Raw genomic sequence first — 16,802 nt, 5'->3', positions numbered from 1 at the left:
GGCGACACGAAACCTCTTATCGAAGCGATGCTGGCGGGCAAGGATGTGTATTGTGAAAAACCACTCACGCTCACGATTGATGAAGGCAAGCTGATTTGCAAAGTTCAGAAGGAGACAGGTCGAGTCGTTCAGGTTGGAACGCAACAGCGAAGCACCTTCAACCTCTTCGTGAAAGCGATGGCTCTGGTTGCCGAAGGACGTCTGGGCCGCATCACACAGGTTCAGGCAGCGATCGACGGAGCTCCATCACAGTCCGACATACCCGTTGCCGAGGTTCCGAAAGGTCTGAATTGGGACCGTTGGCTGGGGCCGGCTCCCAAGGTTGACTATCGAGCGCGCCTCCGTCTTGGCAAGGGTTCTTCGATTGCAGGTAACTGTCATCACGATTTTCGGTGGTGGTATCAGTACTCCGGCGGCAAGTTGACCGACTGGGGAGCGCATCACGTTGATATCTGTAACTGGGCGTTGAAACTGAACGGTCAGACGGAGGGTCCGATCTCGATCGGCGGCACATGTGAGCACCCCGTCGACTTCGAGAACGGATTTCCGGTAAAGGATGATTGCTACAACACCGCGACCGCATTTCACTTTACCGTCAAGTATCCGGGCGGAACCGAATTGATCATTCGACACGACACCGACAATGGCGTGTTGATCTCGGGTGAAAAGGGACGGATCTTTGTCAACCGTGGCAAGCTAGTCGGCAAACCGGTGGAAGACCTGAAGCACAATCCTCTTCCAGAGGATGCGATTTCCAAGGTGTATCGCGGAATGGCGATGTTCAAGCGTGGCGCCCGATCCGCTCACTGGGCAAACTTTCTTGACTGTGTTCGAGACAGAACCACTCCAATCTCGGATGTACACACCCATATGGAAGGCCTGCAAATCTGTCACCTTGCCGGTATTTCTGGGCGTCTTGGTCGCACTCTGAAGTGGGACGACAAGAGCCAGACGATTCTGGATGACGACGAAGCCAACAGCTTTCTGTCGCGTCCCTATCGCGAGGGATACGAGATTGACATGAGTTAGTGGAATTGGTTTTCGTTGGCAAAACCTTGCTTGGTGCGACACCGTGCCGCCCGGGAGCCAGCGACCTTTCCAACAGCAAGACAAGCCTCGAAAGACTCTTGAGACGTAAACGAAAACGCCCTTGGTCATCTCGCCACCCAGCATAAAACAACCGAGATCGCCGCAAGAAGTGGTTAAGAAAGGCCAGAGAACTTCATTCGTTACTTTCAAAAAGACAAACACGACTCGGTGCCACAATAGAACGATCATGCAGATATTAACTCGCTTTTGCGCGTCCATTTCATTCGCCGCTTTCTGGTCATTCGGCATGGTCACGCCCATCGGCATGGCCCAAGAGTTTTCCTTTCGACAGCCACTCTCCAAAACGGTATTGGGCGATACGTTTCCGAAGGCAGGGCTTGTTTTCCGAGGCGAGAACCGGAAAGAAACGGGGGGCGACTACGAACAGTGGGAGGAAAACGTTGGCGGCAACGTAGGGATCATTCGCAAATTCGTCCGTGAGGAACTCGACATGCCGATCCGTATGGATGAGGCCCGCCTGAGTTCGTACATCAAGCGATATGCGGCCACGCATCCACGCGAGCTGTTTCTTCTACATTTCAATTGCCGAGCCAAGTTATTCGACTTTCACGCGGACAAGTTCTGGGTTGGCCATTACCTTCAACAACAAGGCGTTCAGTGTGAGAACAAGATTGATCCAACGCAGACTGTCATCACTGTTCCTTCGACCAACCGTATCAAAGTCCAGCATCCGCTTGGCGGCATGAAGCCCTCCGAGACTGACTCGCTATTGCTGTTTGTCCGTCGGAACCAGGAGGGCGTCTTTGACTGGGACCACCACGAGTTCGTGTATCTGTCCAACGTAGACGCGGATGCCAATGCACTGACTGTCGAGCGCGGTGCTCACGGCACCACGCCCAAGCAATTTGAAAGCGGCCAATGCTATATCACCCAAATCAAACTGTACCGAGACCGTTTGGTTTTCAACCTGTCTCCGGACTGCCCACGAAGTCCTGATGGGAAACAGGCGGCTGACGTGATCCTGGAGTTGTTGGATTCGTGGTTTCGTAAAGGCGGTCAGCTGGAGCCGATGGATGGCATTGCTTTTGATGTTCAGTACTGGGACATCTCGCCCAATTTTGACACGAACCTGGATGGCATCGCTGACGGAGGAATCATTGATGGCCAGCCTCGATGGGCGCAGGGAGTTTACCAATTCTCCAAGTCAATTCGCGAGCACTTTGGCGATGACTTCATCATCACGTCCGACGGCCACCGACGCGCCAACGCTCAAGCAATTGGCATTCACAATGGGATCGAATCCGAAGGGCTCGTTCAACACAACGACGGCTGGCGCGGGATCTCGCGCACCGTCAACACGCATCGTTACTGGAACGCTTTCAACACCGCCAAATTTAAGTTTAATTACGTTGCGTCCAAGCTAGTCGATCGTCAGGACGCCAAGCATTCAACGCGATTGCGCCGGTTTGCACATGCAATGGCAGCCTGTCTGGGCGCAGGCTGCACCGATGGAATCGAAGACGTGACGATGGGGATCGAAGAAAAAAAGTTTTGGCTTGGCAAGGCGGTCGGCCCCATGGTGAATCTGGCGGAGACGAGTGACAAGATCGTCTACGAGATGCCGAAGAACTTGCATGACGATGATCTGAGGATGTGGTCGTCGGCAGACGATACAATCGTCTCAAAAAACAGCGATGGCGGAATTGCAATTCGGCGTACGTCTACAGTTCAGGAAGCTGGAAGCTCAGCCCCCATTTTGAATTCGGATGGCTATGCTGCTTTGCCTTCGCTCTCGTTCGAGATGACGCTGGACCTGCCACCGGGCGATCTGTTTCTGACCTTTGATGCCAAGTCTTCCGGGGCACGCACCGGTTTTCCGGGCACGGATATTCCACGACTCCTGTCGTTCGACATATCCGGTCATCACGAAGACCCGCGAGTCGGGAAGGCCGGCCGGGATATCTGGACGCTCATCGGTCCTCGTGACTACTTCAAGAGCGAGTTCTACGTCAGAAACGCCGGCGGCGAATCCGGTAAAGAGGATGTGACGATTCGATTTGAAATCGACGGGCAGGAAGAACTCTTCCTGAAGAATCTCGTGATTCGCAACACGCCAGCAGTTTACGTCCGTGAGTTCGAAAACGGAGTCGCACTGGTGAATCCCGGTCTGAGCCCGTTTCTCTTTGATCTTGAGAAACAGTTTGGCGGTCACACGTTCAGAAGGATTCAAGGATCACACAACGACGAGACCGCAGATGTCGAACTCAACAACGGCACCAGAGTACACAATCCGCGCGCTTTTGAAGTCGGACCGGTCTCAGCTCAATTCCTGATCAAAGGATGACTCTGGCTACCACCTAAGTGGTTCTTTTGACAACTGGGGCTTGGCCAATCTTCGTGTCCGAATCTGGATCGCAAGATACGTTCAGTCTCGCGGATTGATGACCGGGTCGAATCACACCGTACCGTGAAGCATTGTATCGATCTGTCTGTCCCGTGAACTTGGTCGACCCGTGAACATGTATTTTGCAGAATTACAAATTTCACGTGAGCTATTGAGACTCTCCTCAGAATTTCCAAGTCCCGAATTCTTCAGCACACCAAAGGCACTGCATTCTCCTGTGTTTACCATGGTATCTCGATCGAAGATTGGACACCAACTTGCATTTTCATATCTTAGATTGGCCTATTGGGTGGCAATAGCACCTGTCTCGAGTCTCCGAATGAGATCGGCGGACCATCGTCGAAATACCAGTAATTGACGGTCTCAAATCAACCTTCAAAGATCAAGAACGCCGCTCGTGTGACAGCCCGAATGAAAAACTTGACAGAGCGACTTCAAATTGCATAATCCCGTGGCCTCGATCGCAGCTGCACTCGACCACTCAGCCATCAACCTAACTTCTTAGCCAGCCAAACACTCACGACGCCAACGTGGCCGCGAGTTTCTTCCGAGGCTGCCGCGGACACTTCATCACGGGTCGTCCGGCATGGCAGGCCACTGGTCCGTCTCCGTTCTTCCGCTGGCTGCCATGATCGGGGGATCGTTGAGAAAGCCAAAGCGAGGAAATCCATGTCGCAGGTACTGTTGCTGCCTGCCATCGGCGATTTATCGCAACGAGTTTTCTATATCTCGACAGAATCTGGGCATCGAGGTGGACCGTTTGCATAAGTAACCCTGAGGGAGCCATATTTTCCAGTCCGGGCGTGAAAGTTCCTCAGAAAGGAAATCGGCCCCAACGCCACGTGTTGGACGGCTCTTTCACGGGCGGGAAGATCTGTTTTGCGTTAAACGTTTCTGACGAACGGATTATGTGACTAGTGGCGGAGCAAGGTTTCGTCATTTGGATGGCGAATCGGGTAGGTCTATATCGGGGGCGGCGGTCCCGCTTCGCTGAAAAAGTGGTCAACATGCCGTCCCATGTTCCTACATAACCCAGGAGGGATCTTGGTTTGGCTGACAAGTCGATCGAAAAAAGTGCTGGTGGGGCGTGATTTCGACCAATGGCATAGTTAAGTAAGGGAGGGGCATCATTTTTTTGGACGTCATTTTTCAGTCTCGTCCAAGAATCTTGAGAAAGAATTTGGCAGTCGGTCGTCACACCGAATAGCTCAAAGACCGAGAAATGTTGTTTATCGGAGAATCAGATTACCGAAACTGGCTCGATTCTGTGTCGTCGGATCAATGAATGGCATAAGTAACCTGAGAGGGAGGCATCGAAGCGCTCACAGAATATTCTGCGAATTCTTGGCCCCGGCTTCGTCATTTCGGCCCGCGATTCGGTAGGTCTATACGTAGCGACAGTGAGCTTCGTTCTGAGATTCAAAGTGCCGATTATTTTTGCAATGTTCTGAGATTTTCAACGCTGGTTCTGACGGCACCTGGAAATCCCAGATCCGGGTACGCGACGGCCAGATTGAGACCGTGTTTTCCGAGGTTTGACAATCGCTCGCGACCACACAGACATCAAGCGACCAACCGTTCCGCGGCGAAAAGAGTTGGGAACATCGGTCGCCGGCCGAACCGCCGAGCAGTCTGCACAATCGCATTTTAGCTGTGTTTTGCAGTGTCAAACGGCTCTCGCGACAGGCGAAACGATGTCGCGAATCGAGGCGGTAAGAAAAGTTTGACAAGCCACTTTCAATTTCCATAATCCCAATCGCTCGAACACCGAGCCACTCAGCCAACCAACCAGCGACCAACCCAACCACCCGGCTCCACACCCGTCCGCGATCCATCGCGGCGAGCTTCTTTTGATTCTGCCACTCGCGTCTGCATGGGCGATGACACCGCAGATTTTTGTCCCTCTCTTTCTGGGTTTCGCCGCTCGCCCGTTGTCGGGCAACCGCTGCGAAGTCCCTCCACTTTCTGCAAGGAAAGCTATGTCAGAACCTCCGTTGTTGCTAACCGTCGGCGAGATCGCCCGACGGTTGGACACCAAGATCCACCGCATCGAATACATCATTCGATCAAGACGCATCGAAGCGTCCGGCTGGGCCGGCCACGCCCGTGTCTTTTCACAGGCCAATCTCGATCACATCGCCAGCGAACTGAGCCGCATGGACGCGGATCGCAATCGCCAATCTTCACCTCGCGTTTAAGGACGAACACGAACATGCACGCTACTGATCCTGACACCACCGAATCGGCCGGCATTGCCGAGTATCCGGTACAGAACATTCCGCCGTCGCTGCGATCGGTTCCGCAATGGGTGTGCTGGAGATCCGTCAATCGCGATGGCCGGCCAACCAAGGAACCAGTCGACCCACACAGCGGTCGACTGGCCAAGACCAACGACTCGTCCACTTGGTCGGATTTTGAAACGGCGTGGAATCGCTTTGAATCGTCGCACGGTCTCAGCGGCATCGGTTTCGTTTTCACGGCCGACGATTCGTTCGCTGGCGTGGACATCGATGATTGCTTGGACGAAGCCGGCGACAACATCTGGGGCGGCGACATCATTTCAAGCTTCGATACTTATGTAGAGGTTTCACCGTCGGGTACCGGCGTGAAAGTGTTCCTCGAGGGAGTCAAACCATCGTTTGCTCAATGTCGCAAAGATGGGTTCGGTCCACTGATGATCGGAAAGGTCGAAGTCTATGACAAAGGCCGCTTCTTCACGGTCACCGGGAGAAAATTGAGTGGCTCGCCAGCCGACGTGCAAGATTGCCAGGGAAGCCTTGAGGATCTTTGCGGGCAGCTTTGGCCGCAAACTCATAGCGACACGATTGCACAGCCAAGCTCTTCCAATACTGCGTTTGATGATTGCTTGGCGTCGCTCTTGAGATTGAAGGTTAACGACCACAGCGACGGCTCGCATCGCCTTTTCGTTTCGTGCTGCCGGTGCGTCGAACACGACCTATCGGATGATGACTCGATACGGTGCATCCAACAATATGCGGCGGCGCGTCCGTTCCCAAAAGAATGGACTGACACGCAAATTGCGAAACGACTGCGTGATGCGGAAAAGACCTGCAAACGCGGGGAAGCGTCGGGGAGCGAAAACGAGAACGACAGTCGCTCGCGGGAATTTGACTTCACCCCTCAGATCAAACCTGTCGGCGAATTGTTGAACGAGTTTCCGGTCCTTCGCAATCCAATCATCGACGGTTTGCTCCGAGTCGGCGAGACGATGAATGTGATCGCGTCTCCGAAGCTGGGAAAGTCGTGGTTGGTGCTGGATTTGGCGATGGCGGTGGCCACCGGACGGAATTGGTTAGACACCTATCTGCCTTGGTTAGCCGCGCGAGTCCAAGACGAAACGTTGAAACTGGCGATTGGTCGAGCATCGCGTAGCGAAACCGAAGTGGCGTTTCTCGATTACGACTGGTCACTGAACTCGCAAGCCCCCGCCAGTTCCGCGCCGCCAAAAGCAGCCAGTAAAAAGGGGGAGTTTGGCTCCGGCTCGATCCCGAACGAGTAAGCGACTAAGTATCATTCTTTTGCTTCGTCGCTTTGCCAATCAATGTTCGACACATCGCAGTTCGTAAGTTTCGAGACGGCTGCTCCGTTTCCTTGGATTCGGTTCGTAGCATGTCCGGCAGCCGCGCCCGCAAGGCGTCCGAGGGACGCACCGAAGGGTACGAACGAAGCAAGCTGTCCGCCCCAACTACTGCCGTAATCGGGTGATAGGATTCGTTGAAATTCCGCTCGTTCTTTTGTCGGCTCCAATTGATCGCCATACGTCAGCGCATCGCGAGTGGCCCGAGTCTTGTGAATCATGCTGAGAATCGGTAGCTCTTGCGTTACCGCATACGTGCCGGGAAAAGCCTGCGACCGGATATCCTTGGCATAAGCTGCACGTGAGATCGCTAGCGGCGCGATATCCGAGTAAACGTGAGTCGTATCGGTAAACGGGTTGTACCAATCACCGCCGAAAACGCGACCTGGCAGTAGAGTGTACTTCAGTCCGTTGTAGACGCCCGCGGTGTATCGCCAGCCAGGACCGATCCGTTTGTTCGAGGCCAGACGCTTCCATTCGCCCCACGGATCGTACTGGTTGATTCGTACCAAGCTGTCGCCGATACCGTTTGTGGCCATGTATCGAAGCAGTGCCGTTTCCGTTGCCGGAGAGACATTATGGTTGTCGGCTCGTCGGTCCCAGAGTGCAAGCTTCGTGGGCATCCCAACCACCCATCCCAGTCCATCGACGACGGCGTTGGGGCGACCACGTTCGACCTGAATGCCTGTCGCTGCATCGCGGTACGACAAGGCGTTCGATTGGCTGCGGTGACCGATCGAATGGCAACCAGTGAGCAGAATACAGCCGATTAGAACCGGCATCAGTTTCATTTTCATCGGAGCGTGTCTATGGCCATGAGGGAGTCGAGCAAGACATCGGTCTGAAGCTTTTCGACACGACGAGACACCTTAGTCTGTGTTGTTGCTAACGCTTTTTGCAAATCCCTCGCCTTTCATGGGTTTCACGCTTTTCATACCGCTCCATCAAGCGGTTTATGTGAGATCGCTTACAGACGACAAGAAAGCGTTTTGCTACGCTACGAACCATTCATCAGGTACTAGCGCAGAGCACGAATGTGGCGGACGATTTGACGCAAGCGGACGAGAACGAGCCAAACGCGGACGCCAATGTTGGCTTGCTGGCAGTACTTGCTGGTCTGTCCATTTGCGTCTACGGAATCATCGCGACATTGAGCTGGCAGTTTGACTTTGACAGCGTGACGACGGACCGGCCGATCATCTTAGTCCTTTGCCTGTTTGCAGTTGTGTTCGCGTTTTACTTGGGTGCGATTCGGATCGCATGGCGGACGCGACAGGGTGGACAGATGATGAAACTGGTGATCGGCTCCGCGATCGTGTTTCGCATCGTGATGTTGTTCTCGTTGCCCATCCAGGAAGTCGACATCTACCGCTACCTCTGGGACGGAGCCGTCAGCACCGCCGGCGTGAGTCCGTTTCGTTACAGCCCTGAGCAAGTGAGTTCGGCCGACCTAGCGTCGGGCGCAGATGAAGATCTGGTGCGACTAGTCAAGATGCGCGACGATAATCCGGCACTTGCCGAAATATTGAATCGGGTGCATTTCCCTGAACTGCCGACGATCTATCCGCCGACCAGCCAAGCCGTATTTGCAGCAGCCAATCTCACAACGCCATCATCGTCGTCAGTGTTGACGCGAATGTTCATCATGAAGGCGTGGTTCATAGGATTTGACATCGCGACGCTGTTCGTCGTGATTGGCCTCCTTGGTCGATGTGCGAAACCCGTCGGACTTTGCGTGATCTATGCTTGGTGTCCACTACTGATGAAAGAGGTTGCCAACAGTGGGCACTTGGATGCCGTTGCCGTTTTCGCGACGACGCTTGCGGTGTATTTGGTTGTTCGTAGCCTAGGCTTCCAGCCTGGGAACAAAGACACCCAGGCTAGAAGCCTAGGCTACGCTACGTTAACAGGCCTAACTCTCGCATTGGCGGTCGGTGCGAAGCTCTACCCGGTCATCCTGGTTCCGGTCTTTCTTCTCGCGTTGGCAAGGAAAGTTGGGCGGCGACTCATGCCGATTCCCATTGCGGTCTTTTCGGTCGTGGTCGCAATCCTGCTGTGGCCAATGATTGAGGGTAAGAACAACGTTGCCGACGACCAGGTAAGCAGCGACCCCAGTTTGGGTGTTGTGACGTTTCTGCGTCGCTGGGAAATGAATGACTTTTTGTTTCTGCTCGTGGTCGAGAACCTAAAACCTAACGCTCAGCGCGGAACGCACGAAATTGCGTGGTTCACGATCGTGCCAGATTCCACGAGAGAAGCCGTGGTTCGTTCGGCATCATCAAGCTTGAAGGTGCCGCCCGCCGAATCGCCCTTCTTGGTCACGCGAGTGATGACTGCAATTGCCTTCGTCATGGTCGCGATCCTACTCGCTTGGCGGGCTAGCCCCGCGGACAATCGGCAGGTCGTCGAAGCCGCCTTTCTTACGATCGCCTGGTTTTGGTTGCTCTGCCCCACTTTGAATCCCTGGTACTGGACCTGGGCATTGCCTCTGCTTCCGTTCGCCCGTGGTCGCGTGTGGCTAGTGATGAGTGGATTGGCATTCCTTTACTACTTGCGGTTCTGGCTGAGCTACCATTTTGAGAACGCCGCGGTACTTGGCACACCATACACCGGAGCCGCGTTCTATGACTTCGTTGTCACTTGGATCGAGTTTGCGCCATGGTTTATAGCTCTGATCGCTGGTGTCGTCTTTCGCCTCCAAAAGTCGAGTTGGTTCGACATGCCTCATTTCAATTCGGAAGACACTTTGCAAACTTTTTGAGCGGATAGGCCTATCGCATCCATTCTTTCAACTTTCGTGCGTCAGCAATCCCAGATTGACGATTGACGACTTGGCCGTTTTTCACCAACATCAATGTCGGAATGCCTTCTACTTGCAGTTGGCGAGCGAGCGCAGGGTGATGGTCGATGTTGATCTTGACCATCAAGGTATTGTTTTCTTCAGCGGTCCGCTCCATGTCGTGCAAAATTCTTCCCTGAATCTGACAAGGTCCGCACCAATCAGCATAGAAGTCAAGCAGGACCGGGCCACCAGCGTTATGGATCTTCGCCATCAAGTCTTCGCCGGCTGCCAACGTGATGAGCGAAGGTTGTCGAGGCCGTCGTGTCGAAGCAGTCGTCACAAGCGTCTCAGCATGCTCCGTTGGTTCCGCATGGCCGACGTCGGATTGCTGTGTCACAGGAGATTCGGAAAGTAGCGAATCCATCTCGCTCGATTGATGTTGGCGAAACGCGACCGCACCTCCATTAGTGCAACCAACAAGTAGAGCGATCGGTAGTAGTGCGAGAAAAACTCGTGAGATGTTCTTCATGTTAAAACCCAGTTTGTTGGTGAGTGGCTTAGGAGTACGCGGTGCGATCCGCTTAGGGATTTGATGGCTTTCGATAGGTTGACTCCGCCATCGAAAACATTCCGAATGAATCAATGTCAATGCAACGCGTTTCCATTGCATGCAGCATCGCCACGATGCTCACACGCGTGATTGTTTACTCGTATCGGCCGATGGCCTGGTGCGACTAAGTGAGGTCGATCACCGACACAAACAACTAGGCGTTTTTGACGCGCAGTGTGCGTGACCTCACAGACAAATTGGTGCGAATGCAGGAAGATGTCGTAGCCTAGGCTTCCAGCCTGGGAGCCCACAAAACCCAGGCTGGAAACCTAGGCTACCACATGAAACATCTTTACAAGTACCTTCACGCATCGGTCTGGGTCATCATTCCAGCGCTCAACGAGGAAGAGTCCATCGGATTGGTGCTGGGCGACCTGCCTCGTGTCGCTGGCGTGATCGTGGTCGACAACGGATCGAGCGACGGAACCGGGCGAGTTGCAGAGCAGGCGGGTGCCATCGTCGTGCAGGAATCACAACGCGGTTATGGCGCGGCGTGCCTGCGTGGTATGGAAAAGCTTCGCGAGCTTGTTGTCGAAGGCAAGGCGGAGCCCGAAGTCGTTGTTTTTGTCGATGCCGACTACAGCGATCACCCCGATCGATTGCCCCGCTTGGTTGGCCCAGTCGCGTCAGGCAAGGCAGATATCGTCCTCGGTTCACGTTTGCTCGGCGTGCGTGAACCGGGGGCGATGCCTCCGCAAAGTATTTACGGTAACAAGCTCGCATGTTTTCTGATGCGAATGCTCTTCGGTGTTCTCTACACCGATCTTGGCCCTTTCCGCGCGATCAACTACGAGCGACTACTCGAGCTTGAAATGCGTGACAAGAATTTTGGATGGACGATTGAAATGCAGATCAAGGCCGCTAGAGCAAAATTGCAGCACATGGAAATCCCTGTTCCCTATCGCACGCGAGTCGGTACAAGCAAGATCAGCGGTACGTTGAGCGGCACGTTCAAAGCCGGATACAAGATTCTCTTTACAATTGCCAAGTATGGGCTGAATCGCAACTCAACGTAGCCTCGGCTATGAACTCAAGCACACCAATTTTCGATGTACCGATGTCGCCAATTGTTCTGGCTCAACGAGTACGATCTTTCGCCGCCCAACGTCGACCAGCCCTTCGGATTTGAGTTGCCCGAGCAGGATAGTAACCGTTTCGCGAGTGCTTCCCATCAAGTTAGCGATTTCCTGATGAGCCAGTTTAATCCGCAAGCGAATCCCATCGGATTCGGAGATACCGAATTGCTCAGCGAGATCAAGCAACAAATGAATCAAGCGATCTCGGTTGGATAGGAACAGCAAATTCTTCAATCGCCGCTCGACTCGATGGCGACGCAGCCCGATCATTTTTGTGAGTGCAATCGAAACATCATGGTTCGCTGCCAATAATGCTTGCACCTCGCTTGCAGGGATCATCACGACCGTTGATTTTTCGACTGCTTCGACATACTCGTCTCTTTGCTCCGCATCAAAGATCGCCAACTCGCCAAAGATTTCTCCTGGCTCAATGAACGACAAGATCGACTGTTTTCCGTCGTTCGTCAGATTGCAGAGTTTTACCAACCCGCTCGCCAGTAAGAACACGCTTTCGGCAGACTGGCTCGGCAGATACACCGGGCTATGCGCTGAAAACGACCGTGATCGACTGCGGGATTCCAGGCGTTCCAACTGCTCCGGTTGCAACTTCCTAAACAGCTCGTTGTTCTTTAGATGCCAAACTTTTTGAGGCACGCCAATTCCCTCTCCACCATGGGTGAAAACGCGACATCGGCCATACATCATGGCCGTTTTTTCGCGAATCTGCCCGGTAGACGGGCCAGTGTGCGATTCCTTACAAGAAAGTGAATTTCCACAAAGGCTAGGCTCTCGGATACCGATAGGTGACGGGCGTTCCGATTTGCAGTTGTCGCTTGACTGGACAATCCTCAACCGCACACTTTGCCGCTCAACCACCTCAATCCATCCGTTTATTGCGGTACCCAGTTGGAACCTTTGGCCCGTGGAAAGTTGGGCGACAAGCAATCGCGGTCCGCCCTGCGGAAACCACCAGAAACTACGACCGCTGCATCGAATAGAAATCAAATCGTCGTAGGTTGCAGCAAGCGAATCGGAATGCTGAAACGCCAACTTCGCAACACCTCGGGCCAACGATAACAGTTCAACGCAGACGCCATCGGTCAACTGAACACGGCTCTGCAACGTGAGACTCAAATCCATGATGCAAACCTCCTTATTTGACGAGACATAGGATGCCGCAACATAAACATCGTTCTTCAATGACTCAGTGAATCACCTCACAAGATGCTGCGGACGTGGCTGACTCCTTCAACCATTCTCGTCAGAATGGCGCGGAGGGAACGCCGCACGCGTGTTGATGTTCGCCAAAGATCGTATCGCCGATGAACGTCGCCCAATCTCGGGATACCGTGGCGAAAAAGCAATTCGACGCAAATAATCCTCAATCTCGCGATCATGGACCAAGCGATTCCGAATCGACAGATCGTCGATATATCTCAAGGTGCGATCAATGCGGAAAACGAGACCATGAACTTCGTCATCTCGCAAAGCCTTCACAAAGTACCTTGGCGTTTGCACAATCGCACTTTCGGTATTGGCACTATTACAAATCACGTTGATCGCAACCGGACCGTACAATTCATCGCCAGCATCGGTCACCAATGCCTCCAACGCCGATTCAAAGTTCGGTCATCCTATATGACGCGACTTTGCCCCCCCCAATTTAGGTAACTTGGTCGTCGTAAGACGGTCGCTTGGTCGTGTCTCATCTCGCTTTTACCCCAGAAAACACGTGTTTAAAAATCCGCTGCGTCTGGGCCGCGCCCGCGGCTCGCCATTCTTCGACGCCCGTTTCTTAAAAAATCCCGGCCCCCCTAAATTCACGGGCCACCTAAGTAGTTCACGGGCCATCTAGGCAAACGGGTGAATCATGCTGGTGGCGAATTATCCGAGTGGGGCACTTCGGACGCCATTCTCCGCACTCCGACTGGGACAACAAGGCGGACTGGGAGGATCATGCCGGTTTTGAGGGCTTAGTGAACGTGCGTTGCCAATTTACAACGGTTGTAGCGTCAAATAAACAGACCAGGATAAATGGCGAATTTAGCCGTCGTCACAACGAGCAAAAGTGTGTTTTTTTCGGTGTTTCGACTACTTTTTTCTCAAGTCTTGCCTACCCTTGAAGGTGGAACCTAAATGCTCGATCGTTTGCGGGGGTGTGCTAGTACCACGCCTCGGTTGCGATTGGTACAAAAAATGTACCACTGTGACCTCTCCGATGATCCATCTAGTGACTAATCCATACAGTGACTTCGTCCTTCGAACGAAAATAATCATGAAACGACGACTCTTCTCAACGACTCTCCTCATCGCAGCAGCTTCGACGTGGTCGGGCGCGAACGTGGAAGCTCAGGATGCGTGCTGTTTTGAACCGACCTACCGGCTGCAATGCGAAACCGTCATGCAACCCGAGACGGTTCAGCGAATGCGGCTGACCTATGAAACCAGTTACGTCGAAGAAGAAGTCACAAGTTATCGTCCGGTTCTGAAGACGCGGACCGAAGAACGTGAATACAAAGTCGCCAAGCCGGTTGTCGAAACCAACTATCGCGAAGAACGTTACACGCTTTGGAAACCGGTGGTCGAGACTTCGTATCGTGATGAAACGGTCACTCAAACTCGCTACGTGACCGAAACCTCCGAACGTGAGGAACAGTACACAACCTACAAACCGGTCGTCGAAACCAGCTATCAACAACAACAGTACGCGGTACAGCGGCCAGTTACGGAAACTCAATATTACGAACAGAAGTACGCGGTTCAACGACCCGTTACCGAAACTCAGCTTCGGACTCAACAGTACACCACGCTACGTCCTGTAACGACGATGCAAACGCAAACCGTGGATGCCGGAGGCTATGTCGCCCAACAAGTCGTCACGCCAGGCCAGCTGCAATATGGAACGCAGTACATTCCCAATGCGTACGCGACTCCGGGTCCACTGGGCATCTTTGCTCGTGTCCGTGGCGCCTATGCGGTGACCCCGATGATGACGCCGCCGACCGTGCAAACGCAAATGGCATATCGGCCAAACTACATCCAACAACAAGTCGCCCAAACAAGCTATGTGCCTCAGGTGAACCAAGTGCAAGTACCGGTTCAGGTGCAACGCATGCAGACCGAAGTCATGACGCAAAAAGTGCCAGTGCAAACGACACGCATGCAGACCGAAATGGTGACACAAAACGTTCCTGTGCAAACCACGCGAATGGTCGCGACGACCGAAGTTCGCAAAATTCCCGTCGTGGTTCAACGTCCAGTCACGGAAACTACGACGCGTAAGGTACCGGTCGAGCAAAAGCGTTGGGTTGCCGAAGAACAAGTGCGTAAGGTGCCCGTCCAAACGACTCGCATGGTTTACGAAACGCGACGCGAGCCGGTGCAAGTCCAGTACTACGAACAGGAAGCCTACACTCACAAGGTCCGTCGTCCTGTGACCGTGCAAAAGTATGTCCCGTACACTGAAACACGAATGGTTCCCAAGCAAGTCGTTCAGCGTGTTCCGCTTTCATACTACGATCCATTCAGTCCGGCGATCGTCAGCGGCTACTCGTCATTTTCGGTGCCCAGCACGATCAGCAGTTCGCCGATCATCAGCACGCCTTCGATAAGCTCGCCATCGGATGCTCAACCAACCGAAGCGCGTCGACCAGCCGACGAGGACTCCAATGGTCACTCAGTGCTGTCGCCGCCAAAAGCGACGAAGAGATGGACGAACCCAAAACTCGATTGAAGAGTATGGAGTTCGGACCGCCAACCAATTCGCCTAGCGATACTGATTCCAGCGACGCTGATTCGGGTGACACAGGGCCCAGCGACGCTTCGGATTCGTCCGTCGATCCCGAGGACGAAGAAATGCTTCCGGCACCTTCGCTGAACGCCAGCGAAGCAGGATTCCGGATCAAATGGAATCCCGTATACGCTCGCGAAGCCTAGTCCGGCGATCACAAATCGCCGATGGACTCAAACCTGCCAGTGGACTCAATCGCTGGCGCTTCAGGCGGCCTGCAGTACGCCGTGATCGGTTTCCAGCAGTCCGTCTTGCATGCGATAGCACACGTCTGCTTTCTCAGCAATCGCGTCATCGTGCGTGATCATCACGATCGTCAGATTTTCTTGTTGGTTCAAATCCATCAACAGGTTGAGGATCGATTCGCCTGTTTCGGTATCCAAATTCCCCGTCGGCTCATCGGCAAGCAGTAGCGAAGGATCGGTCATCAACGCCCGTGCAATCGCTGCGCGTTGCATCTCGCCGCCGCTCATCTCAGCGGGGCGGTGGGTGGCCCGATGGGCGAGTCCGACGCGGTCAAGCATCTCTTCGGCACGAGTGCGGATTTCTTTGCGGTTGCGGAAATAGCCCCACAAACTCTGGCTGATCATCATCGGTGCCAACACGTTTTCGAGTGCTGTCAGCTCGGGCAACAAGTGATAGAACTGAAAGATGATCCCGATGTCATGATTGCGATACGAATCACGCTCGGCTCGCGACGCGTTGTCGATTCGCTTGCCTTGGAAATAGATTTCCCCGGCATCGGGATTGTCCAAGGTGGCTAACAGATGCATCAGCGTGCTCTTGCCGCTACCGGATCGTCCCACCAACGCATTGATCTTGCCCGCCGTGATGTCGACGTCGACGCCGCGAAGCACGGGGACTTCGATCTTGTTTTTGTGATAGCTCTTGTAGATGCCGCTTGCTTGAAGCACAAATTCAGCGTTCATGAGGGAGTCTTCTGAGGAGGGAGGGTCAAAATAGGTGGCGGACACCTTTTTGTTCTTATTCGAAGCGAAGCGCTTTGACCGGATGCATCCGAGCGGCCCGTAGTGCCGGCAATACGCTGGCCAACGCGGCGATCGTAACGGCTCCCGCCATCACCCAGCACAATGTAAATGGATGGATGATCGTCGGAATTTCGGTGAAGTAATACACCGTCGGGTCAAACACTTCTTGACCGGTGATCTTTTCAATCACAGCGGCAATTTCATTGATCTTGCTGACGAAAATCAAACCGCCGATCAAACCAGCACCGCTGCCGACAAACCCCAGCAACAACCCGTAGCTTAGAAAGATACTCATCACTCCCTTGCCCGACGCACCGAGTGCTTTCAGCGTTCCGATGTCGCGAGTTTTTTCGACCACAATCATAAAGAAGGTGGCCAAGATGCCGAATCCAGCGACGGCGATGATCAAGAACAACAGAATGTTCAAGATCGTTGTTTCCAATCGAACCGCGGCTAACAGCGGTCCTTGCATATCCTTCCAAGTTTGGATGTTGTAAGCAAAC

14 protein-coding genes are annotated in these 16,802 nt (G+C 53.6%); 8 read left to right on the top strand and 6 right to left on the bottom strand.

Going from position 1 to position 16,802, the window contains the following annotated elements:
- The 4 genes from RMSM_RS11090 to RMSM_RS36720 all read left to right on the top strand — a co-directional run.
- Positions 1–1,029: Gfo/Idh/MocA family protein (locus tag RMSM_RS11090; protein ID WP_040765697.1), on the top strand; the 1,029-nt coding region annotated here is incomplete at its 5' end.
- Positions 1,030–1,336: 307 nt separating this feature from the next.
- Positions 1,337–3,394, top strand: a complete 2,058-nt coding sequence (locus tag RMSM_RS11085) for a hypothetical protein (protein WP_008695459.1) — start codon at positions 1,337–1,339, stop codon at positions 3,392–3,394.
- A 2,039-nt stretch (positions 3,395–5,433) separates the two neighbouring features.
- Positions 5,434–5,652, top strand: a complete 219-nt coding sequence (locus tag RMSM_RS11075; RefSeq protein ID WP_008695454.1) for a hypothetical protein — start codon at positions 5,434–5,436, stop codon at positions 5,650–5,652.
- 14 nt (positions 5,653–5,666) lie between these two features.
- Positions 5,667–6,974: an AAA family ATPase gene (locus RMSM_RS36720; protein ID WP_008695452.1), complete on the top strand. Its 1,308-nt coding sequence runs from the start codon at positions 5,667–5,669 to the stop codon at positions 6,972–6,974.
- A gap of 11 nt (positions 6,975–6,985) precedes the next feature.
- Here the strand turns inward: RMSM_RS36720 and RMSM_RS11065 are convergent, their stop codons facing one another.
- Entirely contained in the window at positions 6,986–7,834 is an 849-nt protein-coding gene (locus RMSM_RS11065) for a hypothetical protein (protein ID WP_144057557.1), read from the bottom strand.
- Positions 7,835–8,088: 254 nt separating this feature from the next.
- Here RMSM_RS11065 and RMSM_RS11060 point away from each other — a divergent pair, with 254 nt between their 5' ends.
- Entirely contained in the window at positions 8,089–9,813 is a 1,725-nt protein-coding gene (locus RMSM_RS11060; RefSeq protein ID WP_008695447.1) for a membrane protein, read from the top strand.
- A 10-nt stretch (positions 9,814–9,823) separates the two neighbouring features.
- On the opposite strand, the gene RMSM_RS41995 is transcribed toward RMSM_RS11060, so the two are convergent.
- The gene (locus tag RMSM_RS41995; RefSeq protein WP_008695445.1) at positions 9,824–10,363 is read right to left on the bottom strand and encodes a thioredoxin family protein; all 540 of its coding nucleotides are present in this window, start codon (positions 10,361–10,363) and stop codon (positions 9,824–9,826) included.
- 362 nt (positions 10,364–10,725) lie between these two features.
- Here RMSM_RS41995 and RMSM_RS11050 point away from each other — a divergent pair, with 362 nt between their 5' ends.
- The gene (locus tag RMSM_RS11050) at positions 10,726–11,460 is read left to right on the top strand and encodes a glycosyltransferase family 2 protein (RefSeq protein WP_008695443.1); all 735 of its coding nucleotides are present in this window, start codon (positions 10,726–10,728) and stop codon (positions 11,458–11,460) included.
- Positions 11,461–11,466: 6 nt separating this feature from the next.
- Here RMSM_RS11050 and RMSM_RS42510 read toward each other — a convergent pair whose 3' ends face one another.
- Together RMSM_RS42510 and RMSM_RS11040 are read right to left on the bottom strand one after the other, a co-directional pair.
- On the bottom strand, positions 11,467–12,660 hold the full coding sequence (locus RMSM_RS42510; RefSeq protein WP_008695440.1) for a Crp/Fnr family transcriptional regulator: 1,194 nt from the start codon (positions 12,658–12,660) through the stop codon (positions 11,467–11,469).
- 108 nt (positions 12,661–12,768) lie between these two features.
- Entirely contained in the window at positions 12,769–13,119 is a 351-nt protein-coding gene (locus RMSM_RS11040; protein ID WP_144057556.1) for a hypothetical protein, read from the bottom strand.
- A 676-nt stretch (positions 13,120–13,795) separates the two neighbouring features.
- Here RMSM_RS11040 and RMSM_RS11035 point away from each other — a divergent pair.
- Positions 13,796–15,253, top strand: coding sequence for a hypothetical protein (locus tag RMSM_RS11035; RefSeq protein WP_236622092.1), 1,458 nt, complete (start codon positions 13,796–13,798; stop codon positions 15,251–15,253).
- The gene (locus tag RMSM_RS42505; RefSeq protein ID WP_040765693.1) at positions 15,229–15,456 is read left to right on the top strand and encodes a hypothetical protein; all 228 of its coding nucleotides are present in this window, start codon (positions 15,229–15,231) and stop codon (positions 15,454–15,456) included. The genes RMSM_RS11035 and RMSM_RS42505 overlap by 25 nt, the downstream gene beginning before the upstream one ends.
- 60 nt (positions 15,457–15,516) lie before the next feature.
- Here the strand turns inward: RMSM_RS42505 and RMSM_RS11025 are convergent, their stop codons facing one another.
- Positions 15,517–16,239: an ABC transporter ATP-binding protein gene (locus RMSM_RS11025; RefSeq protein ID WP_008695431.1), complete on the bottom strand. Its 723-nt coding sequence runs from the start codon at positions 16,237–16,239 to the stop codon at positions 15,517–15,519.
- A gap of 55 nt (positions 16,240–16,294) precedes the next feature.
- Positions 16,295–16,802, bottom strand: a 508-nt coding sequence (locus RMSM_RS11020) for an ABC transporter permease (RefSeq protein ID WP_040765689.1), incomplete at its 5' end; no start/stop codon positions are given.

It is taken from the genome of Rhodopirellula maiorica SM1 (genome assembly GCF_000346295.1).
Classification (GTDB): Bacteria; Planctomycetota; Planctomycetia; order Pirellulales; family Pirellulaceae; genus Novipirellula; species Novipirellula maiorica.
This window is presented reverse-complemented; position numbering and strand designations above follow the sequence as displayed.